The sequence below is a fragment of the Fluviispira vulneris genome, assembly GCF_014281055.1.
Taxonomy (GTDB): domain Bacteria; phylum Bdellovibrionota_B; class Oligoflexia; order Silvanigrellales; family Silvanigrellaceae; genus Silvanigrella; species Silvanigrella vulneris.
On the sequence record NZ_JACRSE010000003.1, the window covers coordinates 419558 to 445207 of the forward strand.

Below are 25650 nucleotides of genomic sequence, written 5' to 3' on the forward strand. Positions count from 1 at the left end.
TCTCTAGGAAAAAATCAATACGAACTATTAGTTTAAGTATTTAATAATATTAAGTATTTCTATCTAGATCTTCTTTAGAGGAGCTTTCATCAAAGATCTCATTACACTTTCTACACATATACTTTATTTTTTTGGGACGTATGGTAATACCAAATGTAACAAGGAACCAACCAATGCCAGAATATTCGGCTTTTGGGGTCACCATGTGATGGTATTTATTGAATCCATCTCGGCACGTTTTAAGAGTGATATCCTTTTGATGCGATACAGATGCAATTTTTTCAGACATAAAGCCTCCTTATTTGGGTATTGCATAGAAAACTCTATAGCATAACTTGCTTCCCGTTTTCTACATTGAATTATAGATACTCTTAGTTTGAGCTTATGTGCTAGTAAAAAGAATTCTCAATGGTGAATCCATTTTTCACTGCTTCCATTTTGGAGTTTGGCTATGAAAGATTCTAATTTTCTCTTTCCATTAAAAGAGAAATCGAAACCAATTTTAAAGTGGGCGGGTGGAAAAACAAATTTATTACCTCAGCTTATTAAAGTTTTTCCTAAGAATTTTAAAAGATATATTGAGCCATTTATTGGTGGTGGTGCGGTTTTCTTGTCATTGAAAAAAGGCACTTCAGCTATTATTAATGATTATAATGAAGAAATTTTTAATTTATATATTGGTGTTCGAGAAAATCCGGCAGAGATTGCAAAATATTTAGACTCATTTTCTTCTCTATATTCTGAAGAATTTTATTATAAATTAAGAAAAGAAATTCCAGAAAATAAATACGAAAAAATGGCTCGAACAATTTTTTTGAATAAAACTGGATTTAATGGTCTCTATAGGCAAAACTCTAAAGGTGATTTTAATGTACCGTTTGGAAAAAGACTCTCTTGTCCAAGCCTTTATGAATGGGACAATTTGTTTAAGGTCTCTGAGAGGCTTAAATATGCACAGATTCTAAATGATGATTTTGAGATGATTATCGATCAATCGGGATTAGGAGATTTTGTCTATTGTGATCCGCCTTACGAACCTCTATCTATTACTTCTTCTTTTAATTCCTACAATAGCATTGGCTTCAATAGAAAACAGCAAATTCGATTATTTGAAGCCTGTGTGCGGGCATCTAAAAGAGGTGCTTGTGTTGCAATTTCAAATTCTAATTCAAATTTTATTTTAAATTTATACGATGATTTTTTAATTAATAAGTTATTTGCTAAAAGAGCAATAAACTCGGATGGAAATAAAAGAGGAAGGATTGAGGAGATTCTTGTATTGATTTGCGAAGAGAGCTATTCGAGTTTTTATTTCAATCAAGATATAAGAAATTCAACAGAATGCTCTCTTACTTAATTAAACTGCTTTTTTGTGAGGAATAAGATCTGGAGCGACTTTGGAAGCAGTTTCTTGGTCGTTTTTAAGAACGTCATCCTTCTTAGAAACTCTATTTGGCAACTTAATATCAGTAACAAGGCCAAGTTTTTTTAGAGTGGAGATCATAATCCAAGTTTGGTCAAGTTGCCACCATTCCCATCCGTGACGAGCGGCTCTTGGTTGGGCATGGTGATTATTGTGCCAACCTTCGCCAAACGCAAGGATACCTACCCACCAATTGTTACGGGAATCATCATTGGTGTTGTGTGGGCGAGTCCCCCATTTGTGGGTTGCAGAGTTTACAAACCAAGTTACATGGTAACCCGAAACAAGTCTTACGAAAATACCCCATATTATGAAGCTCATTCCGTTATACCAGTCAAATCCAGCTGCACTGCCTAGAACTCCGCCAAGAGCAAATAAAGCAAGACCCACTGCAATTTGAATTAGGATCATGTTTTTTTCTAAGAACATGAAATATTTAACTTTTGCAATATCAGGACAGTAGTGTGAAACCTCTTCAATGGAATTTAAGTCAGCACGTCTATTGAAAATAAAGCCAATATGCGAATGCCAGAAGCCTAAATTCATGTCATGTGGGTCATATTTAGTATCCGAATATGCATGGTGGACTCTATGCTGTCCAACCCAAGAGATGGGTCCGCCTTGGCAGGCAAGAGTCCCGCAAAAGGCTGCAAAGTTTTGAATAATTGAATTTGCTTTAAAGCCTTTATGGCTGAGAAGTCTATGGAAACCAAAGGTAATACCCACCATACCTGCAAGGTAATGCATTACAGCAAATACAATGAAAGCTTGCCAAGTAAAATAGTACCAGCACAAGGTCAATGCTATGATGTGCACTGCGGAAATCCAAATGAAGTTTCTCCAATTAAATTTCGTTATTGATGCAGATTCTCTTAATTTCATAAATACCTCTAAAATTTGAAAAAAGTGTTACCCACTCTTCATGAGTTCTAACGGCAATTCTAAAGCATTGTGAAGGCTTTAAACGTAAAAGAACTGTAAAGATGTTTAAGTGTATGAATTTATTTGATTATCTATATTATGATCGGCTTGATTATTAAGGAATTCTATATATTTGTAATTTAAGTATATTTTTTTAAATCCCTGTTAGGACTTGATTTTTAAGTATTCATTGTAAATATCTTTTGAACTTTGCTCGTATTTTTCTGCTAAGATTTTACAGGCTTCTTTTATATGTATTCCTTTTTTTACTAACTCCAAGCTTTCAAAGGCTATTTCTTCTAGAGATTTATCTAATTCTTCATCTAAGATTTGCTCAATATTAACGGTAATCACAAATTCTCCTTGAATTTCAGATTTTTTTTCCACTTTTTGTAATATATCATCAATATTACCATTAATATGTTCTTCAAATTTTTTAGATATTTCTCTGGAGAGCGTTAATTGAATTGGCTCATTGATAAAGTATTCTTTTATATTTTTTAATGTATCTATAATTCTTTTTGGGCTCTCAAAAAAAACAGCAATACATGGAGCAATTGTTTTCCAGCGTGCAAATTCCTTACACTGATCTTTTTTGTTTCGTTCTAAAAAGCCTGAAAAAATTGTGCGAGGTTGAATAAATCCACTCGCTGCAAGTGCAGAAGTCATACTACTTGGGCCAGGAATACTTAATATCCGAATTCCATGTTTATGAGCTGACCGTATGAAAAAACAACCCGGATCTGAGATGCAAGGAGTCCCAGCGTCAGAAACAACGGCAGCGCTTTTGGAGTCTGAATTTAATAATTTATTAATTAAATATTCAGATTTTTCTTTTTCATTATGAACATGAAGACTTTCAAGAGAAGATTTTATACCAAAATTATGCAATAATTTGCTTGTATGTCGTGTGTCTTCACAGGCAATAAAACTAACAGAAGATAAAATACTTTGAGCGCGTTGAGAAAAATCACTTAAAGTACCAATGGGAGTCGCTACGATATAAAGAACAGGTTCAGACATTATTTTCCTTAATTAAATTTAAAAACTTCTGCACTATATTTGCCTTTTTCATCTCGCTTAATCGTGCCAAAAGGATGTTTAACATCGTGGGTAAAAAATAACTTCGCATTTTTAGAATAAAGATCATCTAATAAAATCTTTTTTTCATTTATCACAAGTTCTGGAAAACGATCATATCCCATGGATATTGGTATATGCATCCAAGCAAAACCCGGTATGAGATCACTCGCAAAAACAACTAAGTCATTGTCTAAGTGAATTTCTGCAAGCATTAGACCTGGAGTATGCCCATGTGAAAAACGAAAAGTGACCAAGGGATTTAAATCACATTTCCCATCACTATCAACTAAAACAAGCCGGCCTGAATTATCAAGCAATTTATTTAACTCTGGAATATATGAGGCTTTGTCTCGCGGGTGAGGGTTTTGAGCTCTTAACCATTGCTCTTTTCCTACATAATATTTAGCATTTGGAAATAAAAGTCTTAAATTACCGTCTCCAAATGCAGAAAGGAGCCCACCTGCATGGTCGAAATGTAAATGAGATAGAACCACTGCATCTATTTGTTCATGGGTAAAATTATTTTTATTTAAATTTTTTATGAGAATGTGCTCACTTTCAATGACTCCATATCTTTCTTTCAGCTTGGGTTCAAAAAAAGCTCCAACGCCTGTCTCAAATAAAATATTTTTACCTGTATTATCTTGAATGAGTAAAGCTCTACAAGCTAAATTAATTTTATTATCTTGATCACATTCAACCCATGTTTCCCACATAGCTTTAGGAGCGTTACCAAACATAGCGCCGCCATCCAATTTTTGGGTATTTCCTTCGATTGGAATAATCTTCATTTTCAGCTCCAATTTTCATAAATTTGTTGGTTCATAATTTTGATCAAAATAAGGTTTTTTTAATTGTAAAAAAGGTAGAATTTTATTCAACATAATTTCAGTGTTAATGATTACCCATTTTCCTTGACGTTGAATATTCGGATTTGGAAGAGGAAAAGTTTCTTTAGAAGAAATATTATTCCTAAATAATAAAGTCTTTAATATAAATGTTTCAATAGAATTTAAAACTTCAGGTCTTAATTCTTTACCGTCATTTTGAAATAAATCACCCGTTGGAGAATATAGTTTCAATTCAGGAACTAACTTTACCCCATCAGATTCAAACTTTATTACTGCTTTTTCTGAATAACCCGTAATCTTATTAATTTTGTTTTCAAAGGATGAAAAATAAGCCTCTCCAGATGGGGATGAAAAATAATCAGATAATATATTGGAATTTTGGCGAATTCTTTCTGAAAAATCGATCAGCTCATTTTGTATTCTTATCATGTCAAATAAAAATGAGACGCTTAAAATATTTTTAGCAGTATGATTTTCTAACAAATAATCTTTGCCTATTGAAGTAGTAGATTTTAAAGTATTATCTTCGTCACTATTCTTTTGGGGGGTTAGAAGTTTTTCTATAAAAGATAAATTGTTGGAGTAAACTAAAGTTTTACCTTTTAGAGCCCAAAAAACTTTTAATTTTAATTTAAAATCCGTATTGATGAATTCTATTAATTCTGAAAAATTCTTTCTAAAAGTGTCTCTTTTAATTGATAATCTTCCGCAATAATCCCAAGGATTAATTTTGATTGAACAAATAGTATTTAAAAGTTGTTGAGGATCTGTTACTGACAAACTTATATGCGATTCTTTTATGCTTTGATCTGTATTTGTATTTAAAGTTTCAACTGAAATATCTATAGAATATTTTTTTAGATAATTTTCTACTTCTTTGTTAGTTTTGTTAATTAAGATCTCTTGTAATAGATTTGTTTTATTTAAATAAGGTGATAATGCTAATAAAAAAGTGTTTTTAGCAGATAGATTAAGCTGTATAGCGCCGCCTAATAACAATATTTGTCCATTCCAAAGTTCTTCTAATAAGGAAGATAAAGGTTTAGAAAAAGGACTGTTTTCATTTTCAAGTAAAAATGATTCACTGTTCTGGGGTGTGATTTTCTCCAAATTTGATAAAATTATATTGTTTTCTTTCTGATATCCGTATAATTTCGGGTCAAATATTTCATTTTCATCACTCGATTCTTCTTCGATAAAGTTAAGGTAATCACTTAAAACCTCATCGAGTTTTTTAATGGAACGATTGCTATGTTGAGGTTTCAAATCTAATATAACAAAACCAGAAGCGCCAATGTTTTTGTCTGTGGCCATTTTTAAATTATTTGCTTCTTCACTCTTTTCATTTTTCAGTATTAAAGAAAACTTTTCATCGATATTTTGCGGGTAATTAAAAGAAGCAGCAAATGCAGTTTTCCCAACTTTTTTTGCAAGTGAAGAGATTTCAAGTGTATTATTTTTAGAATTTTCAAATAAATAAAAGATAAGTGAGCCTATGACTAAAGAAATAATAATTAGGATCCCAATTGTATACTTAATTATTTTTGAAAAATTTTTCATAAATCACCCAAACCCTAATTGTAATTAACGAAAAAGTTCAAATAATTTCCTTGCAGCTTCCATCCTTTTTGCTTCTTCTGATTGGGGATCGGTTCTGCAAAATTCCACTAGATCTGTTGGAATAGCAGATAAAAAACGTGATGGTTTTGGTTCTCTTTCTGCATTGCAGGAACGTCCTTTTTTTCGGAATCCACAGTGAGATATATACAATCTGTATTTAGCCCTCGTTATAGCAACATAAAATAATCTTCGCTCTTCTTGTTCACCATTTTTTACTGCAATACTTCTTTCATGTGGTAAAATTCCTTCTTCAACACCAATAAGAAAAACATTTGGAAATTCAAGTCCCTTTGATGAGTGAATCGTCATGATCTGAACTTTCCCAGAAGTGTCATTTGCAGACTCAAATTTTGCTTCATCGAGATGGAGAGCATCAATGACAGATTGAATATTTTCTTTTTCAAGTTCAAGCTTTTCTATAACTTTTAAAACTCTTTCAACAATATCCATCCGAAATTGTGCAATCTGCATATTAGCAGAAGATACTAAAATATCTTTTTTCAGGCCAATATTCTCATAACATTGTCTGAGAGAAGATGAAATATCAACTATTCCTTCAGAGTATTTTAGTTTTGCACCAAAATTATCCCATAAATGCACAAATTCTAAAACCCCTTTGTGTGTATTGGAGAATTGTTTTAAAGCATCTAAAAAAGAAACATTCGATTTTGTTTTCTGAGATTGTAAATATATTTCTTTAATTTTTTCAAGAGTTGCTATTCCAACTCCTCTTGAAGGTAAATTTAATATGCGAAATAAGCTGTTTAAATCTGAACTATTGTGGGCAAGTTTCAGATAAGAAAAGAGATCTCTAACTTCTTTGCGGTCAAAAAATTGGGTGCCACCATGAATATGATAAGGGATTTTCTTTTCAGTGAAAACTTGTTCAAGTGGAAGTGATTGACTGTTTGATCTCACTAAAATTGCTATTTGATCGAGGTTGAAATTCTGACAGGATGATCTTAATTTTAATATATTTTCTGCAACAAAAAGAGCCTCATCTCTCTCATTTTCGCATTCTTGAATAATAATAGAGTATTTATTTTCTTGTTGGCTCCACAATTCTTTTCCTAATCGCTCCGTATTTTCTCTAATCACACTATTGGCTGCGTTCAAGATATTTGGGCTGCAACGATAATTTTGTTCTAAGGTAACTTTTTTAGCTTCTGGAAATGCCAATAAGAAATCGGAAATGACAGATGGCTTAGCTCCTCGCCAAGAATAAATACTTTGATCATCATCTCCTACAACGCATACATTTCTTGATTTTGAAGAGAGCATACAAATAAATTCAAATTGTGCATGGCTCGTGTCTTGATATTCATCAACCATAAAAAATGAAATATTATTTTGTATTCTTTCTAAAAGTTGAGGATTTTTTTTAAATCCAATGACAGCTAAGTACACAATGTCGTCAAAATCTACTAAATTATATAATCTTAATCTACGGTTGTATGAGTTAAATAATTGTTTTAAAATTTTGCTATCGAAAATATTTTTTTTGAGTTGAAAGTCTTCATCAGTATAAAGGCAATCTTTAAAATGTGAAATTTTTTGGGCTGCATCTTGGAGAGAAAGTATGTCTTCAAGATGGAACTCGCGAATAGATTCTCGTAAAAGATTTTTACTTTCGCTTTCATCTGATATTGAAAAATTTTTTTGTAAGCCAAATTCAGCATGATTATTTCTTAGCAATTTTAAGGCAAATGAGTGAAAGGTTGAGAGTTCAACTTTTTTTGCTAATTTTTCACTGACAATCGTAGCTAATCTTTCTTGCATTTCTTTTGCGGCTTTGTTGGTAAAACTAACAGCCACGATACTTTCTGGGCGTATGCCTGAGTGAATCATCCAAGCAATACGCGAGGTAATAACCTTTGTTTTACCAGTCCCTGCTCCAGCAAGAACAAGTAATGCTCCTTTTGAAGATATAACAGCTTCTTTTTGCTCATTATTAAGTTGATTTAAAATATGTTGCATAAAAAATAATTTACCTATTAAAATGCACCAATAAATAAAAATGAGTTAATATCATTTCCATAAATACTGATTGTCAGAGATGATATAGCTAAAAACGGACCGAAAGGAATTGCAATAGAGAGGCCTTTTTTTGAATAAATTCCAATTATAATTCCAATAATAGCCCCAATTATACAAGCTAAAAACAAAGTCAATAAAACTCCTTTCCATCCAAGTACAGCTCCAATAAATGCAAGATATTTGATATCTCCCATTCCCATTCCTTCTTTGTGGCGTAAAAATTCATAAAGTTTTGAAATACAAAATAATCCACCGCCACCAATTGCTATACCTATTAAACTTTCTACCCAGCCCATCTCTGGATTTAGAAAACTGATTAAAAAACCAACTATGATTCCTGGAAGTGTGATTGAGTTTGGCAAAATTCTGTATTTAATATCAATAAAAGATAAAGGTATTCCAGTATATAAAAGCCATAGTGAAATAAAGAAAGGGGCGTAACCTGAGTAGTGAAAACGACCAAACTGAAAAAAATTATTAGAAAATAAAAATGGAAATGAATCAATAATAATATAAGGGTTTAAAAATTTAAAAAAGATAAATACGGTTAAAAATCCGCATAAAAATTCTACAAATGGATATTGCAATGATATTTTTGTATTACAGTTTTCACATTTCCCTTTAGTATAAATATAACCTATTATTGGAATGAGAGCTATTAGAGAAATTGTTTTTTTACATGATGGGCATGAACTTCTTGGTAATATAAGTGAAATATTATTCGGCAGACGATAAATAACAACATTTAAAAAACTGCCAATACTTATTCCAAAAATAAAAACAAATATTCCGAAAATAATATTCAATGTATTTAATTCGTATGGCATTTGTTTTTCCTTGACAAATTAAGAGTCTTCAATCAACTATTCTAAAGGATAGTTTCTGCCTTATAAATTACAGCAAAAGGCTAAACAATAGAATTGAACATGAGAAAACTATGAAATCAATCTCAAAAAACAGAAAAGCTTGGCACGACTACTATATTGAAGAAAAGATAGAAGCAGGTGTGAGTTTAAAAGGCAGTGAAGTAAAAGTATTACGTGATGGGCATGGGAGTATCGTCGAAGGATACGCTATGGTGCGTGATGGACAAGCTTGGCTTGTGAATGCTTATATTCCATCGCTAAAACATGCAAGTTACTTAAATCATAGCGAAAGAAGAGATAGGAGACTTCTCTTACACAGAAATCAAATCGAACGCCTCGATGCAGCAACTCGGCAAAAAGGCTATACACTCATTCCGCTTGAAATCTATTTTGATGATAATAATCGGGTGAAAATTGAACTTGGTCTTGCGAAAGGCAAAGCGCATCACGACAAGCGTGATGCGGAAAAGCAAAAAGATGCTAAAAAAGAGGCACAAAAAGCAATGAAGAGATATTAATCGACTTCCACGTTTAGAATAAACTCTTTATCTGTATCAAAACTATTGGCTGTTGTGAGCAGTCCTTTTTGTCTTGCAACAATTTTTATTGCTGTTTTTCCTTTGCCAATAAAAGCAAATTTGTAAATTGCGCTTCCAGAGGCTCCTATGAGACCATTTTTAGGGGTACAACAGGAGGCTTTGCCTTCATAATTGACAAAAGCATTGTTGTAGCGCGGCTCTAAATATGAATATGCTGTAGTGCTTATATCCCTGACAACCAGCGCAATTTTTTCGTCTTTATCAATACTTACTGAAACAGTGTCTTTGTCGACACCATCAACAACCAAATAGCCATTGATTTTATATCTTTGTATTTCTTCATTTGAGGGCATATTTGTATTGCTTGAGGATGAAATACAGCTACTGAGTGCAAAAGGTGCAGATAAAAGTAGACTTGCCATTGTAATATACTTTTTCATAAATTTTAACTCATGCTACAAGTTAGTTTGGTTAATGATTCTTTCCCTGTAAGCAAAACGGAATCCCATGAGCGACGAGCTTCATCACCTTGAAACTCTTCATCATATGTTTCCAAAAGATCTTGAATCCCATCTGCGTCTTCCAGCAGACTCAAAGCATTTACTGCTGAGCGGAAATAGCGTGCTGCTTCATTGGGATGGCGTTTTACTTTTAGGCACAAGCGACCCATTTCTTCATACCATTGTGCCTTTTCTTCTGGCAGAGCGTATTCACCGCTTTCCCCAAGTAAGTAGATATAAGAATTGAGAGCTCGCACATGATCGCGTGCAGCAATCATTTCTGCAATTTTAGGTGAAAGTGATTGAATTGTCTTGCGAGCGCGGACCTGTTCTCTTCGTTTGTCCTCTATGCTTTCTTGTGAATTTCTCTCAATGATCCGTTCACAATAAGCTTTTAGGAGGCGTAAATCTTCTGGAAGTACTTGATCTCGTTCGGTTTCAAGAGTTGGGTTGATTTGACGAAAAAGACTCAGCAACTCTGAAGGTTGAACGTGTAAGTAGCTTGCGAGGACTTGTATAGCCCATGGCCTCTCATCAGGCCATACTCTTTCAGCTCGTTCCATTTGCCTAATCAGTTCGTGCATATCCATAGCTTCTCCTTGATGGCTTCTTCTCATTTAATACAATACAGCAAACAACAAGCCCTTAAACATTGGCCAACAAATACATGCGACTTTAGATTGCAACGGTCAAGACAATTTTTTGTCTCTGCTTCAATCTCTTTGGTTTAGATTCCTTGAATACAAATAGGTTATCAGAATATTTGGCTGCTAACTACATGAAAAGCAATGTCAAACAAATTTATGTACATTTCATAAGAACAACTTAAGTGAATTTTGTTTTGTTTAAAAAATAAGCACAGTTTCGGTTATCTCTTTTTTAAAAAAGAGTGAATCAGAAAAGACACACTTTCTCATAAAAAAAAGCAGAACAGACTAAAAAAACTAAAGATTTATTTATAAAAAAACTGGCATAATTTTTGCTTGTTGATTTTAGTTGCAAACTTTGTCGAGACAAATTTATTGCGTTTAACCTAATAAAGGGGATATACATGCATACACTTTTGAATACAATAAAAAACATGAACCAAAGTTCAAATTTAGGAACATCTGCAAATATGACTAAATTAATTGCGGAAAGTATATTTAAAGATTTAAAATCTCATGGTTTTGCAGACAAGGATATCGTTGCCGTTTCATCAGAAATTCTGAATAAATTAACAGATGATTTAAGAAATCGACTTGAAAAAAAATAAGTATAAATTATTAAAAATAAAAAACTGAAAAAGCCTGAAAGAATTCTCCATCAGGCTTATGAGGCGGGTCAGATTGTCTTAAAAACAATTCTGCATTTAAAGAAACAGGTTAAAATTAATTAACCTGCTTTTTTGAGATGTTTGTCAGAAGTTTTTCTTGCAACTACTTTTCTAGCTGTTGTTTTTCTTTTTGCTTTCCGTTTGCGAGTTTTTGAGACTACTGAAAGCTTAGTCTTTCTCTTAGCTTTTCTTTTAGTCTTTTTTACGCCAGTTTTTTTTGCACTTGTTTTTCTACGTTTTCTTTTCGTAGCAGTTGTTTTTTTGCCAGCAGTTTTTCTACGTTTTCTTTTCGTAGCAGTTGTTTTCTTGCCAGCAGTTTTTTTACGTTTTCTTTTCGTAGCAGTCGTTTTCTTGCCAGCAGTTTTTTTACGTTTTCTTTTCGTAGCTGTCGTTTTTTTGCCAGATGTCTTTCTACGTTTTTTACCAGCAGTTTTAGTTTTAGTGCCAGCTTTTTTTCTTCTCGTTACCATGACGTTTCCTCTCTCACATCACTGAAGACGTTTATTTTTGCCACATAGCGTCTCTCGACGCGTCTATTGCGCAATCGAGCATCATCACGACGCATTCTTTTTGCGCTTTCAATTTTTATCGTCATCGGTAAAAATACCTTGAGTTTATTTTGTGAGTCTGCATGCAGAGTAAACAACTTTTTGGCTAAAGAATGAAAAAAATAGCTTTGAATAATTTGTTAAAGTACAATAAAATCAGGTGTTTAAATGAGTAAAGTGAATTCAGTGACAACTTCTTTTGTTCCAGATGGGAAAACAAAATATTGTTTTCTTTTTGGCGCATCAATTGAAAAATCTCTTTCTCCAGGTCTTCACACGAATTGGTTTCAGAAAGAAAATTTGAATTGCATTTATCTTCCCATGCCAGTTACAACCGTAGATTTATTTTCTGCATTAGTATTAAATCTCGTTGAGACAGAAGGATTTATTGGAGGAAATATCACTTCTCCATATAAAAATAGCATAGTGAATATGAATATTTTTGAAATGACAGAAAGTGTGCAAGCAATACAGGCTGCAAATACAATATACCGAAATAATAGAGGAAACTGGTGCCTTGAAAACACAGATATTTTTGGGGTTAAAAAATCAATTCAACATCTTATAACTAAAGAAGAAAAGTACTATGCACTTGTTTTAGGTGGAGGGGGTGCAGCCGCTGCCGCATTATATAATTGCAGTCAAGATAAGAACTGCTTAAAAAGTATTTGTTTTACTCGAAATCCGTCTAAAACAATTGCTTGCTTTCCTCTTCTTACGCAGCAAAGGAATGTTGCAGTGCATTTTCTAGTAAATGAAGAACTCAATAAAACGATAGAGCAAATCTCTCAGGAAAAAGTTAATCTTGTAATTATCAATTCTCTGCCAATTGGTTTCTCATCAGGCGAAAAGAATTTATTTGTGCACTATGTGATTGAGCGCGCTCTTCTTAATATGAAGAAAAATTATATTTTTTATTTTGATATGATTTATACTGATACTGTAGCAACATCATTTGCAAAAAAGAATAAAATAAAAGCCATCAATGGGAAAAAAATGCTAGAAGAGCAAGCAAAGAAAAGCTTTGCTCTTTGGCGAGAACAACTTTTAAGAGTTAAGTAATAAATCAGCTACTGTATGCAGAGTTTCATCTTTCTTGCAAAAAGCAAAGCGTACCCATGGCAAGCTTTTAGGTGGTTGCTTGTAAAATACTGAAACGGGGATTGTTGTTACTCTATGAGTTTCAACAAGTTGACGTGCATATAACACATCAGACATATCTCCCGCCAGTCCTTCAAAATTCGCTGTTAAGAAAAATGTACCTTCACAACTGCTTGTGTGGTAACCAGCTCTCTCAAGCACGGATTTCAAATAATTTCTTTTTATTTCATAACTTTTCTTCTGCTCAGACAAATAGTTTTCAAACCATTTTTTATCAGACATGACATCTGCCAATCCAAGTTGTGTGAATGGGCTTGTGCAAAAAACGGTTGCTTGATGAACGATACGAATGGCATTTGTTAAGTTAGCTGGAGCACAAATCCACCCTGTTTTCAGTCCGGTAAAGCCAAATGTTTTTGCAGCGGAACTGATTCTTGCAACAAGATGTTGAATCTTTGGGATTGTGCAGAGAGAAATATGTTTATGTGAGGCATAGGTTAAATTTTCATAAACTTCATCACTTAATACGATTGCATTATTTTTTAAAACCTTTGATGAAATGCGATCAATTTCATCTTCGCTAAAAACTTTTCCTGTTGGGTTGTGAGGTGAATTAAAAATAAGAAGTGAAAATCCCCCAGCTGCAGCAGCATCGAATTCACTCCAATCAATTGTCCAGCCCCCTCCCCTTACACCAATGGGCGTGTCAGGAGAATGCAATCTAATGGGAACAACTTCGCCTCCTGCATTAGCAATTGCTTGATAATAGAGATCGAATGCGGGTTCAAAAACGATCACTCTATCGCCAGGATTGATAAAAGCATTGATAGCGCTATACAGGGCTTCTGATGCGCCAGTTGTAATTGTTATTTCACTTTCTGGGTCATAAATAACTCCAGTAGTTGATTCCACATAATAAGAAACTTCCCTTCTTAATGCTTCTTCTCCTTGGGAAGGTGAGTATTGATTGTGGCATGACAATACTTGTTTAGCGATGGAATCAAGCAAGCGGGTAGGACCATAAAAATCAGGAAATCCTTGGCCAAGGTTTACGGCGTTGTAAAGCTTTGATAATGCAGTCATTTCTGAAAAAATGCTTTTTTGGGTCGCACTCCAACGTTTTGCAATTCTGTTTGTGGTTTGCATCATAATACCTTTAGATAATTTTAATAATTTTCACACATTCATGCTATAAAACAGCTTTAAAATATGCTTTATTGGCAAGTTGTGAAAGCGAGCCTTTAAAAGAGGAGCTATCAATTTGTGTTATCAGGAAACCACTTTTCTATCAAGTTTGTGCCTGATTTCTTAAAATTTCGAGAACTATATAGATATAATAATATTATTGAAGAGGCTATAATGAAGAAGAGAGGGCATAATTTAAACCCATTTGAGTATAAATTGTTATCCGATTTGCTTCATTTAGAAAAAAATTTAGATTATTCTGGAAAAAGTATTTTACTGAATCTACAAGTTTCAGGTGGTATGGATAGCATGTGCCTTTTGCATGCTTTGACTAAAGTTTTGCATTCAAAACTTTTTAAAACAAAAAATCAGTTTAAGTTAATAGCCCAGCATTTTAATCATAAAAAGCGTGGAGATGAATCGGATCAAGATGCAGAACTGATCCAAAAAATTTGCTTAGAAACTGGTGTTCCACTTTATCTTGAAATCGCAGAAGAAAAAACCTTTAGTGATGGAGAAAAAAATTTTCAAAACAGCGCGCGGAAATGGCGAAAAAATAAAGCTTTAGCATTATCTGAAAAAATAAAGAGTGAATTGAGTTGTGAGCATTTTTATATCGTAACAGCGCATCATGCGCGCGATCATGTAGAGACCGTATTATTACATGTATTAAGGGGTTCTGCTCTGCAGGGTTTAAAAGGGATTCAAAAACTTTCTGATGATAAACTTTTTTATAGGCCGTTTGCAAAAATTAATTTTGAGGAAATTGAAGAATACTCAAAAGAATTTGATATTAAATATAGAGTAGATATGTCGAATTTATCTGATGATTATGATAGAAATTATATCAGAAATCATATTCTCGGGCATTTGAAAAAGTTAAGACCAAATTATCAGCAAGCATTTCATAAATTGTCAGAACATGCAATTGAGCAATTGATGCTTAATGAAACATTTCTTAATTCAAGTTTGCAGGGCAATTTTGTAATTGATAAGGGAACAAGATCTTCTGAGCTTTTTCATATTCTTATCCAGAAAGAGAAAAAATTGTTAGGGGTTGTGACAAAAAACTGTATAGACAATATTCTCTATGAAGTGGAGCTTATGTTTAAAAAGAAGATAATAAAAAAAGAGATTAAAATAAGTTCAGGATGGAAAATTCATTTGTCAAATAATAATAAAAACATTGAGATAGATGTTTTTAGAGAAAAATTATAGAAGAGTTAAGAAAGTATCCGATAAGGAATGACTTGACTTAGTGTGGTACCGTTGCAAACTGTTTAAAAGGGTGTAGAGATCGCCCGTTTAGTAGCATAATATGATACTTGATCGCCTCCAACCAAACCAGAGGCTAAAGTGAAAGGTAAGGAGCTCGAATGGGTAAAGAATCTTGGTTAAAAGCCGCGCTGGTGTGGGCAGCGATGATCGTTTTATTTGCTTTGTGTTTTAAATTATTATACAAACCCCACGAAGATGTTCAAAAAACATACCCACAATTTCAAAGTTATATTGAAAAATCTTTGGGCGACCAACAGAGTATTGTGAGTGTGACAGTTCGTTCTGATAATCTCCGTGGCGATGAAATTATAGCAAAACTCAAAGACAACTCAACTGTTACGACCTATGGTCCCGCCGACGATGGCGTGCGCTCTCAGTTACGTAAAGAACTGGAAGCTAAAAAAATTCCTATCAATTATGAAAAACCAGATGACAGCAGTGTTTGGTGGGTGAGCCTCATTACGATGTGGCTACCTGCACTATTAATTGTTGGACTTGTGCTGATGTTTCTTCGCAATATGCAAGGTGCAGGCGGCAAAGCCATGTCTTTTGGCAAAAGTAGAGCAAAGCTTCAGTCTGAAGGTGCAAATAAAGTCACATTTAAAGACGTTGCTGGTATTGAAGAAGTTAAGCAAGAATGTTCTGAAATTGTTGCCTTCCTAAAGGATCATAAAAAGTTCCAAGACATCGGAGCAAGAATTCCCAAGGGAGTTCTTATGATGGGAGCACCAGGAACAGGTAAAACTCTTTTAGCGCGCGCGATTGCGGGTGAAGCAGGAGTTCCTTTCTTTACAATTTCTGGCTCAGATTTCGTTGAAATGTTTGTTGGTGTTGGTGCATCACGCGTGCGTGATTTATTTGAAAATGCCAAGAAAAACTCACCTTGCATTATATTTATCGATGAGATCGATGCCGTCGGTCGCCATCGTGGTGCAGGTGTGGGCGGTGGACATGATGAAAGAGAGCAAACTCTCAATCAATTGTTGGTTGAAATGGATGGTTTCGAAGCAAACGACGCTGTCATTATCATTGCAGCCACAAATCGTCCCGATGTCCTCGATCCCGCTTTGTTAAGACCCGGCCGTTTTGATAGACGCGTTATGGTTGGATTACCTGATGTTCGTGGGCGTAAAGAAATTCTTAACGTGCACATGAAAAAAATTAAACATGCTGAAGATATTAACGTTGAACGAATTGCTTTAGGTACACCAGGTTTTTCAGGTGCTGATCTAGAAAATCTTTGCAATGAAGCTGCCCTGATGGCTGCGCGTAACGGCATGAAACGTGTGATTGAAAAAGATTTTGAAGCTGCAAAAGATAAAATTCTAATGGGGCCAGAGCGGAGAAGTGCTGTTCTACCTAAGGAAACTATTCGTGTTACTGCATATCATGAAACTGGGCACGCACTGGTTTCGCATTTTTTAAAGTCACGGGAAAACGTACATAAAATTACTGTGATTCCACGTGGACAAGCCCTTGGTGTGACTGCGTATCTGCCCAAAGAAGATGTCTATGGCTATTCCAAAGAAGATTTATTGACGACGATTGCTTATGCGATGGGTGGACGTGCCGCTGAAGAAATTAAGTTTTCACAATTCACAACCGGCGCTTCAAACGATATTCAAAAAGCTACAGATCTTGCCCGCCGTATGGTTTGTCAGTTTGGTATGAGCCGTCTTGGACCTATAAACTTTGGACAAAAAAGTGAAAATCCATTTTTAGGCCGTGACTGGGGTGAGTCTCGTAATTATTCTGAAACTCTAGCGCACGAAATTGACATGGAAGTTTCTAAAATTATCAACACTCAATATGAATTAGCAAAACAAGTTCTTGTTGAGCACATGGATATATTTGAAAAAGTTTCTAATATTCTGCTTGAAGTTGAAACTCTGGACAGTGAAGAGTTTCTTGAAATTATCAATAACAACGCAAGCGCTGAGAAAATTAAAGAAATCCAGCTGAGCAAAACATTAAGTGGCAACAGCGATGGAAGTGATGCTTCAGGTTCAAAGTTAGACGCGACAAACACGAGTGCGATAAACCCATTGAACACCACTCCGACACCAGCTTAACTCACAAATAAGCTTAGGTAAAAGTGAAGGCTAGGAAAGCGAAATTTTTCCTAGCCTTCACTTTTTTGTATATATCTAATATTACAGTAATTAATTTTATACTTGTTTATCGTAATCTTTAATATCTTAGTAATATTGGCTTAATTAAATTTGTTGGACTGTCTAAATTTTTTTGCTATGTTTTTTTTCGTTCGGTTATTTAAGAGGAACTTTGAATGAAAATAATTAGAAAAAAATTGTCATTATTGTTTATGAATATTAATTCTTTTATAGATAGAGAGAAATTATGTTGTATTTTTTTCAGTGCTTTCTTCTTAGCATTGATAGCAAACTTTTCTATTATTAGATATTTTACTGAAAAATATCTAGGGATCAATCTACTCAATTCTACAGAGTTGAAAGTTCATGCCATCGTTTCTGGAATACTTTCAGATCTTTTTGTAACGGGTATAGTTTCAATTATATTTATTACTCTTGTCTTTATCTCTAATAAATTTATTTTTAATAAATATTTGAAAAAAGTTTCTCAAAGAATCAAAGTCACTTTATTTTTTATGGCTTCATTTTTATTCTTATTTTTATTATCTTTTCATATTCCATATGTCAGTTTTTATTCTAGTCTTATAACTCCATTTCATTTGAAATACTTAATTGATCCTACTTTTTTAGAAGCAAGTGCAGCGTCTGTATTGGATTATCGGGTTTTAATAGCTTTTTTTATTCCTGCGTGTTTATTTCTTATCGTCTATTTTATTTTAAAAATACCAGCTCGATTAAAGTATTTTAAAATCATTTTTATTTCTTTATTGTGCCTCATGTATGGAGCTAAAAAATTAAATGAAGAATTGAATCGATCAGGTCGAGTGTGGACCCCTGTTCATTTAAAAGCCAATTTTATTGGAAACCTATTTTCTGCTTATATATTCAGCAAATCTTATGCAATTGGTGATCTTTCAAAAGAAGATTATAAAAATTTAGAGAATTATCTTGATAAAGAAGGAGAAGTTCCAAAAATACTCAATATAAAAAATGTCACTAAAGAAAATGAATTGAACCAATCTAAATGGGAAAGCCTGTTATTAGATTCTTCCTTAAAATCTGAAGATCGCTTGGGTAAAGATCTTAAACATCAAATTCAAACAAGAATTAAAAATAAAAATCCTTTATTAGTGTGGGTTGTCATTATTGAAAGTTTCAAGCCTGAAGATGGAAAGTTTCATTACCCAAATAGTCAAAAGACATTTCAGCCTTTTTATGACTCTTTATCTGCTTCTGGAATAGCCTTTACCAATGCTTGGACTGTTGGAGGAGTTACCCGCGCTGGGCAAGAAGGAAGTCTTTGTGGATCGTGGGTTGGGGAATATACAGCTGCTATGCAAGAGCTCCCTAATATAAACCCTGAATGTTTACCAGAACTATTGAAAAGAAAATATCATGAGAATGTCTTTTCTGCATTTTGGCATGGAGGACGTTTTGACTTTGATGGTCAAGGAATTTTCTGGAAAAAACATGGCATGGATTTAGTTATAACTAAGGAAAACTTTGACTTGAATCTCCCAAAAACTCCATGGGGAATGTCAGATAAAGTCCTTTTAAGAAGAGTTGCTCACGATTTAGATACTATCACTTTAGCAAATCAAAATAAAATTCAATTTCACACGGTGTTAACTGTCACAAATCATGACCCTTGGCACCTCCCTAAAGACGCAACAACAGAATTATTACAAAAGCATAAAGAGCAATTATATCTCCCTCCACAAATCACAACATCTTATACAGATGAGGCTTTAGAAGAGTTTGTTGGATTTCTTAAAACTAAAAAATATCCGCATTCACAAGGTGAAACATATTGGGATAACTCAATCATCTTTTTTGTAAACGATCATGGGCATGCTAAACCATCTTTACCTTATCCTGATGATATTGCCTGGGGGATTAGTGCTAAAAATAATGTGATTTTAGCAATAAAGAAGAGTCAGGCGAATTTAGTTATCAATGGTGGAATTGTAGAAAAAACTTTGCAAAAAAATTCACTTTATAAAAATAGAAATGGTGTTAAAATTCCAAACTTAGCAAGTCAGGCTGACATCTATCCTACAATTCTTGATTTCTTTGATTTTAAAAATATTTATTCACTGTCCGATTCCTTATTTGCCAATAAAAGAAGGTGGCCTGTTATGGTAGATCTAGGAGATTATGTTTTTGCTCCTTCACCTTATGAAGTTGGAACAGGGATGGTTTGGACAAGAAAAGATGCTCTTAGATCTAGAACCGATTCTATGCAAAATAATATGAATTATGATTATTATAATACGGCACTTGCATTATTTAAATCTTCTCAGTTTTTATTATTTAATGGGAATATCATTAAAAATGAAGAAAATAATACTGAGAACGTTATTTTAGTTAAAGCCTTTAATTAATGTGTAAAATAATAATTTTATTTTAAAAAATATTTTTAGTATTCTAAGAGGCTTTTTAACATAAATAAGATTTTCGTTTAACTTAATATTTGGATAATGGATAAATGTTTTTATTTCGCCAATTTCATCATATTTTTCTTTGCCTTTAATAAATTCTAAGTCATTCAGTGATCCTATTTTATTAAAGGCTTGTTCTGTAATGAGAATATATTTTTTACCTGTTACAGAATTTTTTGATAATCTATGCAACATGATAACATCTATACCAGATAATTCTTGATATTGATTTATATTATAGAAAAGAATTTTACCCGAATGAATGATGAGTTTTAAATGTAAAGATTCAAGAGAACAACAGCTTTTACATTTGCATGTATTTACTGATGCTAATTTGCTTTTTGTATTCTCAAAAGCTTTAAAAAAATTTAAAATATTGTCCATGAAAATAGCAGCACGAATATGATCTGTTTCAGGCATATAGATAAAAATGGCATCACCTTCAAGTTTTGCGACTTTAAAAGGGTCTTTGATTTCGTTTAATAAAGATTTTAGAAACTCTGAAATTATAAATTGTCCATGCGCCCATTCAAAACCGTGCTTTTTAACAAATTGAGTGTAACCGCTGATATCAGCGAACAGTAACATGGCTTCGTTTTGCTGAATGATATTATTTTCCATGCTTATAAATATAACAAAATTAATGTAAAAAAATGAAAGTCAAAAAAGTGACAATTATTTTAAAATAAAGTTTTTTCAATCGCAAAAATTTAACAAGGAGTAAATATGCTATCGAAATTTAAGATTAATATGTATATGTTTTATCAATACTATATATTTTTATTTTAAGTATAGATGCATAAGCTGAGAATATCGATTAACTCTCGATACATTTAATATTTGATTCTGACTTAGATTTTAGGTTTGATTTTAAGCAGATTTCGTGTAAAAAATGAGGTTAGCTTGTCTGAATAGACATGGGTTTATTCTTTTTTTTATAAGGTTAAAAAATGAAATTATCTGGCGCAGAGAAATTTAGTAGAATATGCTCAGAAAATAGTAATTTATGGATGGGTATTGTCAACTTGACTCCCGACAGCTTTAGCGATGGAGGAGAATATTTTTCAGTCGATAAAGCCATGTCTCGTATTGATGCATTGGTAAAAAATGGGGCGCATATTCTCGACTTTGGCGGAGCTTCAAGTCGACCCAATTCCCCCTTAATCACTCCTGAAGAGGAGCTTGAACGCATTTATCAGGTGATTTTAGAAGCTAGAAAAAGAATTCCAGAGGGGGTTTTAATTAGCCTCGATACCTACTCTCCTCGAGTGGCACAAAAGCTTGCAGAGGAAGGGCTTATCGACCTAGTGAATGATATTTTTTCTGGTTTACGGACTGAAGCCACAAATGGAGTCATGCGAAATACAGCTGAAATAGCTGCTGAGTACAAGCTAGGATATATTTTGATGCATATGCAGGGGATACCTGAAAATATGCAGATAAATCCTAAATATAGTAATTGTTTATCTGAAGTAAAAGGCTTTTTGCAGGAAAGAATTCTCTTCGCTGAAAAATGTGGTGTGGAATCAATTGCAATCGACCCTGGTATAGGTTTTGGAAAATCACTCGAGAATAATTTAGAATTGCTTTCACAAAAAGGAATTGATTGCTTAAAAGAGTTGAATAAGCCTATTTTAATTGGTTTATCGCGAAAGTCATTTTTAGGAAAAATTTATCCCAATCTGACAGAACCAGTTATGCGTGATTGTGCGAGCAAAGAGTTTGAAAAAAAATGTCTCCAATTTGGAGCAAAAATAATTCGTTCGCATATTATGCCAAGTGAGTTAAATTTTAATTAAAAGTATTATAAAATAAATTTGCTTTGCTAAAATTTCTAATATTGGGAATAAAATAATGGATACAAATGAACTGTGGCATCTTCTTCAGATGCAAATGGATACAATTAAAAAAGAGTCTGACTCGAGCCATCATCCTGTTCTGGAAAGAGCTTTAGAGGCACTTAAAGAAACAATTGAAAATTATTTAAGTGAGCAAGTCACTGCAGGGCTTCCCCACCCTCACCCACGCAGCCGCATTTATCGGTCTGAGCCTAAAACTTGGGAAATCTATGAGAGTTCTTCACATGAAATACTCGATCTTATAAAGAAAAAAGCAAAAAATGCGCAAAAAAAACCGGCGTGTGTCTTCGATTTAGATGGCACTTTATTTGATGTCGGCTATAGAACTCTTGGTATTTTAAATGAATGGTTGGCTTCCGATGCCGCAAAACATTTTGATAAAAGACTTTTGCAGAAGATTGCAAAATTAAATTATAATCATATTGGTTACAGTTTATCACATGCGTTTGAAAACTCAGGTTTTGATTTAAGAAATCAAGAGACAATGAGCTTATTTTCTTCTGTAGAAAGATATTGGAAGAAGAAATTCTTTGATGGGGCTTCTTTAGTGAAGTACGATAAAATTATGGAAAATGCAGATATATTTGTACAAAAATTGAGTGAAAATAATATCGAAATATTTTATTTGACAGGTCGATATTTTCATTCAATGGCTAAAGGAACAGAACAACAGTTGTTGAATTTTAATTTTCCTTTTGATAAAAATAAATTAATTTTAAAGCACAATCCTCATGCAGATGATCAAATCTTTAAAGCCGAGCAAGTGCGAAAAATAGCACAAGAATATGAAGTTGTGGGTAACTTTGAAAATGAATATTTAAATATTGCATTTATGTCGCTTGAAGCGCGTGATGCTATTAATGTTATCGTTGATTCTCACCACTCTGGTCGACAGACCCCAGCGCTCGATTTGCCTATTTATCGTGTTTCTCGTTTTGAATTTTGATATTCTGTATGAACGAAACAAGGCTGCATTCTCGCTCCTTTAGGGGCGAGTGATTCACTTATAAGTTTAAATGAGTCTTTTATTTAAGAAAAGAAATTGGTGACCCTTAAGGGATTTGAACCCCTGTTGCCACCATGAAAGGGTGGTGTCCTGGACCTGCTAGACGAAAGGGTCATTCGCATAAATATATACCTAGCAAAAACAATTTTTAATAACAACATTGCATGAAAAGCAAATTTCTTGGCCTGAAGCTGAGTTTAAAACAATTTTTAATATTTATGTGATTTTGTTTTTGCTTATTTTTCTTTGCGATTGTGGCAATAAAAAAAAGCCAACCTATGTGGTCGGCTTATTCAAAGTTAGGAAAAATATGGTGACCCTAACCGGATTCGAACCGGTGTTACCGCCGTGAAAGGGCGGTGTCCTAGGCCTCTAGACGATAGGGCCACTTCTTCCGTGAAAAGGTAGGTATTCTTTCGCAAGAAAAGAGTCAAGCAGTTTTGAAATTTTTTTTTTCGTTTTGCCATTTCCTTGGAGATATTGACTTTTTTTATGGCTCTAAAAAAATTTTTGCTTCACGCTTTGTTCCAAAAGATCCGAGAAGAGCATAGCTATAGGAGAGAAGCATGTGAATCATGCCCTTTCTTGTGTTTTTGATGGAGGAATTTTTATGGTACAAGATCTTGATATGATGAAAAAAGTTTATTCAAACTTCAAATCAAACGTGGACTCTGCACGCAAACTTCTTGGACGTCCGATGACGTATACAGAAAAGATTCTTTACTCTCACCTCAAACCCGCAAATGGGGGACAAGGAACGGAACTTAAGAACTTTGGCAGAGGAAAAGACTATGTGGATTTCTTTCCTGACCGCGTAGCAATGCAAGACGCAACGGCGCAAATGGCCCTCTTGCAGTTCATGTCAGCGGGGATTCCAAAAGTTGCTGTGCCTTCCACAGTGCACTGTGACCACCTTATACAAGCAGAAGTCAATGCCGCAACCGACCTTGCCACTGCAAACCGCGACAATGCAGAGGTTTATGAATTCTTAGCAAATGTTTCCAGAAAATATGGCATTGGCTTTTGGAAGCCAGGCGCAGGGATTATTCACCAAGTTGTCCTTGAAAACTATGCATTTCCAGGCGGAATGATGATCGGTACAGACTCTCACACACCAAACGCGGGTGGCCTTGGTATGGTTGCTATTGGTGTGGGTGGTGCCGATGCCGTTGACGTGATGGCAGGTATTCCTTGGGAACTTAAATTTCCTAAACTTATCGGTGTGAAGCTCACAGGCAGTCTAAAAGGCTGGGCTTCAGCAAAAGATATTATTTTAAAGCTAGCAGGGATTTTAACTGTAAAAGGCGGTACGGGCGCAATTGTTGAGTACTTTGGCTCTGGTACAGCTTCTCTTTCTTGCACAGGCAAAGGCACAATCTGCAATATGGGTGCTGAAATTGGGGCCACAACCTCACTCTTCCCTTATGACTCCCGTATGGCGGATTATCTTAAAAAGACAGACAGAGCAGAAATTGCAAAATTAGCAGATGAAGTGGCTGATTACTTAAAAGCCGATGTCGATGTCGAAAAGAACCCTGAAAAATTCTATGATCAAGTTGTGACAATCGACTTAGACACGCTTGAACCACATATCAATGGTCCCTTTACTCCTGACCTTGCGACTCCAATTTCTGAGTTTGCCAAGGCTGTTAAGCAAAATGGTTGGCCTGAAAAACTCAGTGCTGCTCTCATTGGTTCTTGCACAAACTCTTCATACGAAGACATTGACCGTGTAACAACAGTTGCTAAGCAAGCCCTTAGTCAAGGTGCGAAAGCAAAATGTGAGTTTTTAATCACTCCTGGTAGTGAGCAAGTGCGTGCCACAATTGAACGTGATGGACAACTCGGTGTGCTTTCGCAAATGGGCGCGAATGTTATGGCCAATGCGTGTGGTCCTTGCATTGGGCAATGGAAACGGCATGGTGCGCTTGAAAAGAACTCAATTATTACAAGTTTCAACCGTAACTTTACGGCGCGTAACGACGGCAACCCAAAAACACATGCCTTTGTTGCTTCACCAGAAACTGTGATTGGTTTTGCTTTAACAGGCGATTTAACGGTTGATTTCACCAAGGAGCCTATCACCAACGACAAAGGTGAGAAGATTATGCTTCAACCACCTAAAGGACTTGACCTGCCTGACAAAGGTTTTGTGAAGGATGAGCATGGTTATGTTGAGCCTGAAAAAGATGGTTCAAAGGTTTCTGTGAGCATCAACCCACAAAGCGATCGTTTGCAAGCTTTAAATCCTTTTACTGCACCAAACGTCAATTCTGACTTCAGTGGTTTGCGTTTGCTGATCAAAGCAAAAGGCAAATGTACAACAGACCATATTTCTATGGCGGGAAGCTGGCTCAAGTTCCGTGGTCACTTGGATAATATCTCCAATAACCTTTTGATCGGTGCCATCAATAGCTTTAACGGCGAAGCCAATAAGGTAAAAAATCAAGTTTCAGGAGTGCATGGAGCAGTGCCAGCAACTGCACGTGATTATAAAGCGAAGGGAATTGGTTGGATCGTTGTGGGTGAAGAAAACTATGGTGAAGGCAGCTCCCGTGAGCACGCAGCGCTTGAACCACGTCACCTTGGTGGTAAAGCAATTATTGTGAAAAGCTTTGCTCGTATTCATGAAACAAACCTTAAAAAACAAGGTATGTTGCCATTAACTTTCGCAACACCTGCGGATTATGACAAAATTCGTGAAGATGACACCTTTGCGCTGAATCCAAAAGATCTTGCGCCTGGCAAGCAGTTAACTCTGACTGTGAAACATGCAGATGGCAAGACTGAAGATATTATGTTGAATCATACATTCAATGAGCAACAAATCGGCTGGTTTAAAGCAGGCAGTGCGTTGAACTTAATTGCGGCATCAAGCAAGAAGTGATTTTTTAAAAATTATTTTCTTTAAAGCAGATCTATTGTAAAAAATAGATCTGCTTTTATTTTTTCACAAATATAAATTC

General features: G+C 34.5%; 23 protein-coding genes and 2 tRNA genes. 10 read left to right on the plus strand and 15 right to left on the minus strand.

Annotated elements, in window-relative coordinates; genetic code table 11:
* Positions 1 to 49: 49 nt before the first annotated feature.
* On the minus strand, positions 50 to 289 hold the full coding sequence (locus H7355_RS08660) for a hypothetical protein (protein WP_186646585.1): 240 nt from the start codon (positions 287 to 289) through the stop codon (positions 50 to 52).
* Between the two features lie 162 nt (positions 290 to 451).
* Here H7355_RS08660 and H7355_RS08665 point away from each other — a divergent pair, with 162 nt between their 5' ends.
* Entirely contained in the window at positions 452 to 1357 is a 906-nt protein-coding gene (locus H7355_RS08665) for a DNA adenine methylase (RefSeq protein WP_186646586.1), read from the plus strand.
* Here the strand turns inward: H7355_RS08665 and H7355_RS08670 are convergent, their stop codons facing one another.
* From H7355_RS08670 to H7355_RS08695, 6 genes are all read right to left on the minus strand, one after another.
* Positions 1358 to 2305 carry an acyl-CoA desaturase gene (locus H7355_RS08670; protein ID WP_186646587.1) on the minus strand — a complete coding sequence of 316 codons (948 nt, stop codon included), beginning with the start codon at positions 2303 to 2305 and terminating at the stop codon, positions 1358 to 1360.
* A gap of 204 nt (positions 2306 to 2509) precedes the next feature.
* Complete coding sequence (gene rsmI, locus H7355_RS08675) at positions 2510 to 3367, minus strand: 16S rRNA (cytidine(1402)-2'-O)-methyltransferase (protein WP_186646588.1); 858 nt, start codon at positions 3365 to 3367, stop codon at positions 2510 to 2512.
* Positions 3368 to 3375: 8 nt separating this feature from the next.
* Positions 3376 to 4218: an MBL fold metallo-hydrolase gene (locus tag H7355_RS08680; protein ID WP_186646590.1), complete on the minus strand. Its 843-nt coding sequence runs from the start codon at positions 4216 to 4218 to the stop codon at positions 3376 to 3378.
* A gap of 15 nt (positions 4219 to 4233) precedes the next feature.
* Positions 4234 to 5838: a hypothetical protein gene (locus H7355_RS08685; RefSeq protein WP_186646592.1), complete on the minus strand. Its 1605-nt coding sequence runs from the start codon at positions 5836 to 5838 to the stop codon at positions 4234 to 4236.
* A 24-nt stretch (positions 5839 to 5862) separates the two neighbouring features.
* On the minus strand, positions 5863 to 7875 hold the full coding sequence (locus tag H7355_RS08690; protein WP_186646594.1) for an ATP-dependent helicase: 2013 nt from the start codon (positions 7873 to 7875) through the stop codon (positions 5863 to 5865).
* Positions 7876 to 7892: 17 nt separating this feature from the next.
* On the minus strand, positions 7893 to 8762 hold the full coding sequence (locus H7355_RS08695) for a prepilin peptidase (protein ID WP_186646595.1): 870 nt from the start codon (positions 8760 to 8762) through the stop codon (positions 7893 to 7895).
* Positions 8763 to 8854: 92 nt separating this feature from the next.
* On the opposite strand from H7355_RS08695, the gene smpB reads away from it, so the two are divergent.
* A complete protein-coding gene (gene smpB / locus H7355_RS08700) occupies positions 8855 to 9319 on the plus strand; it encodes an SsrA-binding protein SmpB (protein WP_315861829.1) in 465 nt (154 codons plus the stop codon).
* Here the strand turns inward: smpB and H7355_RS08705 are convergent.
* Positions 9316 to 9780: a hypothetical protein gene (locus H7355_RS08705; protein ID WP_186646599.1), complete on the minus strand. Its 465-nt coding sequence runs from the start codon at positions 9778 to 9780 to the stop codon at positions 9316 to 9318. The genes smpB and H7355_RS08705 overlap by 4 nt on opposite strands.
* Positions 9781 to 9785: 5 nt before the next feature.
* The gene (locus H7355_RS08710; RefSeq protein WP_130605649.1) at positions 9786 to 10430 is read right to left on the minus strand and encodes a hypothetical protein; all 645 of its coding nucleotides are present in this window, start codon (positions 10428 to 10430) and stop codon (positions 9786 to 9788) included.
* A 461-nt stretch (positions 10431 to 10891) separates the two neighbouring features.
* Here H7355_RS08710 and H7355_RS08715 point away from each other — a divergent pair, with 461 nt between their 5' ends.
* Positions 10892 to 11095 (plus strand): hypothetical protein, encoded by a 204-nt coding sequence (locus tag H7355_RS08715; protein ID WP_186646600.1) that lies wholly within the window; start codon positions 10892 to 10894, stop codon positions 11093 to 11095.
* A gap of 119 nt (positions 11096 to 11214) precedes the next feature.
* Here H7355_RS08715 and H7355_RS08720 read toward each other — a convergent pair whose 3' ends face one another.
* The gene (locus H7355_RS08720; RefSeq protein ID WP_186646601.1) at positions 11215 to 11625 is read right to left on the minus strand and encodes a hypothetical protein; all 411 of its coding nucleotides are present in this window, start codon (positions 11623 to 11625) and stop codon (positions 11215 to 11217) included.
* The gene (locus tag H7355_RS16045) at positions 11619 to 11750 is read right to left on the minus strand and encodes a hypothetical protein (protein WP_286190700.1); all 132 of its coding nucleotides are present in this window, start codon (positions 11748 to 11750) and stop codon (positions 11619 to 11621) included. Before H7355_RS16045 ends, H7355_RS08720 begins: the two co-directional genes overlap by 7 nt.
* 121 nt (positions 11751 to 11871) lie before the next feature.
* Here H7355_RS16045 and H7355_RS08725 point away from each other — a divergent pair, with 121 nt between their 5' ends.
* Positions 11872 to 12765, plus strand: coding sequence for a shikimate dehydrogenase family protein (locus H7355_RS08725; RefSeq protein ID WP_186646602.1), 894 nt, complete (start codon positions 11872 to 11874; stop codon positions 12763 to 12765).
* Here H7355_RS08725 and H7355_RS08730 read toward each other — a convergent pair.
* The gene (locus H7355_RS08730) at positions 12751 to 13953 is read right to left on the minus strand and encodes an aminotransferase class I/II-fold pyridoxal phosphate-dependent enzyme (RefSeq protein ID WP_186646603.1); all 1203 of its coding nucleotides are present in this window, start codon (positions 13951 to 13953) and stop codon (positions 12751 to 12753) included. The two genes, H7355_RS08725 and H7355_RS08730, sit on opposite strands and share 15 nt — an antisense overlap.
* Positions 13954 to 14163: 210 nt before the next feature.
* Here H7355_RS08730 and tilS point away from each other — a divergent pair, with 210 nt between their 5' ends.
* The 3 genes from tilS (at position 14164) to H7355_RS08745 (ending at position 19762) form a co-directional block, all read left to right on the plus strand.
* Complete coding sequence (gene tilS / locus H7355_RS08735; protein ID WP_186646610.1) at positions 14164 to 15207, plus strand: tRNA lysidine(34) synthetase TilS; 1044 nt, start codon at positions 14164 to 14166, stop codon at positions 15205 to 15207.
* Between the two features lie 158 nt (positions 15208 to 15365).
* Positions 15366 to 17339, plus strand: a complete 1974-nt coding sequence (gene ftsH / locus H7355_RS08740; protein ID WP_286190702.1) for an ATP-dependent zinc metalloprotease FtsH — start codon at positions 15366 to 15368, stop codon at positions 17337 to 17339.
* Between the two features lie 215 nt (positions 17340 to 17554).
* Positions 17555 to 19762: an LTA synthase family protein gene (locus H7355_RS08745; RefSeq protein WP_186646611.1), complete on the plus strand. Its 2208-nt coding sequence runs from the start codon at positions 17555 to 17557 to the stop codon at positions 19760 to 19762.
* Here H7355_RS08745 and H7355_RS08750 read toward each other — a convergent pair.
* Positions 19742 to 20440: a DUF2652 domain-containing protein gene (locus tag H7355_RS08750; protein WP_186646612.1), complete on the minus strand. Its 699-nt coding sequence runs from the start codon at positions 20438 to 20440 to the stop codon at positions 19742 to 19744. The two genes, H7355_RS08745 and H7355_RS08750, sit on opposite strands and share 21 nt — an antisense overlap.
* A 329-nt stretch (positions 20441 to 20769) precedes the next feature.
* Between H7355_RS08750 and folP the strand changes: the two genes are divergently transcribed.
* Together folP and H7355_RS08760 are read left to right on the plus strand one after the other, a co-directional pair.
* Positions 20770 to 21618, plus strand: coding sequence for a dihydropteroate synthase (folP, locus tag H7355_RS08755; RefSeq protein ID WP_186646613.1), 849 nt, complete (start codon positions 20770 to 20772; stop codon positions 21616 to 21618).
* A 55-nt stretch (positions 21619 to 21673) separates the two neighbouring features.
* On the plus strand, positions 21674 to 22624 hold the full coding sequence (locus tag H7355_RS08760; RefSeq protein ID WP_186646614.1) for an HAD family acid phosphatase: 951 nt from the start codon (positions 21674 to 21676) through the stop codon (positions 22622 to 22624).
* Positions 22625 to 22721: 97 nt separating this feature from the next.
* On the opposite strand, the gene H7355_RS08765 is transcribed toward H7355_RS08760, so the two are convergent.
* A tRNA-Glu gene (locus tag H7355_RS08765) sits at positions 22722 to 22798 on the minus strand.
* Between the two features lie 197 nt (positions 22799 to 22995).
* A tRNA-Glu gene (locus tag H7355_RS08770) sits at positions 22996 to 23071 on the minus strand.
* 223 nt (positions 23072 to 23294) lie between these two features.
* Between H7355_RS08770 and H7355_RS08775 the strand changes: the two genes are divergently transcribed.
* Positions 23295 to 25571, plus strand: a complete 2277-nt coding sequence (locus tag H7355_RS08775) for an aconitate hydratase (RefSeq protein ID WP_186646806.1) — start codon at positions 23295 to 23297, stop codon at positions 25569 to 25571.
* Positions 25572 to 25650 lie beyond the last annotated feature (79 nt).

Bases quoted from the DNA above. Each gene is read 5' to 3' on its own strand.
- rsmI (WP_186646588.1), bottom strand. From the start codon at position 3,367: ATGTCTGAACCTGTTCTTTATATCGTAGCGACTCCCATTGGTACTTTA.
- tilS (WP_186646610.1), top strand. From the start codon at position 14,164: ATGAAGAAGAGAGGGCATAATTTAAACCCATTTGAGTATAAATTGTTA.
- H7355_RS08695 (WP_186646595.1), bottom strand. From the start codon at position 8,762: ATGCCATACGAATTAAATACATTGAATATTATTTTCGGAATATTTGTT.
- H7355_RS08685 (WP_186646592.1), bottom strand. From the start codon at position 5,838: ATGAAAAATTTTTCAAAAATAATTAAGTATACAATTGGGATCCTAATT.
- H7355_RS08665 (WP_186646586.1), top strand. From the start codon at position 452: ATGAAAGATTCTAATTTTCTCTTTCCATTAAAAGAGAAATCGAAACCA.
- H7355_RS08730 (WP_186646603.1), bottom strand. From the start codon at position 13,953: ATGATGCAAACCACAAACAGAATTGCAAAACGTTGGAGTGCGACCCAA.
- H7355_RS08775 (WP_186646806.1), top strand. From the start codon at position 23,295: ATGGTACAAGATCTTGATATGATGAAAAAAGTTTATTCAAACTTCAAA.
- H7355_RS08750 (WP_186646612.1), bottom strand. From the start codon at position 20,440: ATGGAAAATAATATCATTCAGCAAAACGAAGCCATGTTACTGTTCGCT.
- H7355_RS08705 (WP_186646599.1), bottom strand. From the start codon at position 9,780: ATGAAAAAGTATATTACAATGGCAAGTCTACTTTTATCTGCACCTTTT.
- H7355_RS08680 (WP_186646590.1), bottom strand. From the start codon at position 4,218: ATGAAGATTATTCCAATCGAAGGAAATACCCAAAAATTGGATGGCGGC.
- H7355_RS08725 (WP_186646602.1), top strand. From the start codon at position 11,872: ATGAGTAAAGTGAATTCAGTGACAACTTCTTTTGTTCCAGATGGGAAA.
- H7355_RS08660 (WP_186646585.1), bottom strand. From the start codon at position 289: ATGTCTGAAAAAATTGCATCTGTATCGCATCAAAAGGATATCACTCTT.
- H7355_RS08670 (WP_186646587.1), bottom strand. From the start codon at position 2,305: ATGAAATTAAGAGAATCTGCATCAATAACGAAATTTAATTGGAGAAAC.
- H7355_RS08710 (WP_130605649.1), bottom strand. From the start codon at position 10,430: ATGGATATGCACGAACTGATTAGGCAAATGGAACGAGCTGAAAGAGTA.
- H7355_RS08760 (WP_186646614.1), top strand. From the start codon at position 21,674: ATGGATACAAATGAACTGTGGCATCTTCTTCAGATGCAAATGGATACA.
- folP (WP_186646613.1), top strand. From the start codon at position 20,770: ATGAAATTATCTGGCGCAGAGAAATTTAGTAGAATATGCTCAGAAAAT.
- H7355_RS16045 (WP_286190700.1), bottom strand. From the start codon at position 11,750: ATGACGATAAAAATTGAAAGCGCAAAAAGAATGCGTCGTGATGATGCT.
- H7355_RS08745 (WP_186646611.1), top strand. From the start codon at position 17,555: ATGAAAATAATTAGAAAAAAATTGTCATTATTGTTTATGAATATTAAT.
- H7355_RS08690 (WP_186646594.1), bottom strand. From the start codon at position 7,875: ATGCAACATATTTTAAATCAACTTAATAATGAGCAAAAAGAAGCTGTT.
- ftsH (WP_286190702.1), top strand. From the start codon at position 15,366: ATGGGTAAAGAATCTTGGTTAAAAGCCGCGCTGGTGTGGGCAGCGATG.
- H7355_RS08715 (WP_186646600.1), top strand. From the start codon at position 10,892: ATGCATACACTTTTGAATACAATAAAAAACATGAACCAAAGTTCAAAT.
- H7355_RS08720 (WP_186646601.1), bottom strand. From the start codon at position 11,625: ATGGTAACGAGAAGAAAAAAAGCTGGCACTAAAACTAAAACTGCTGGT.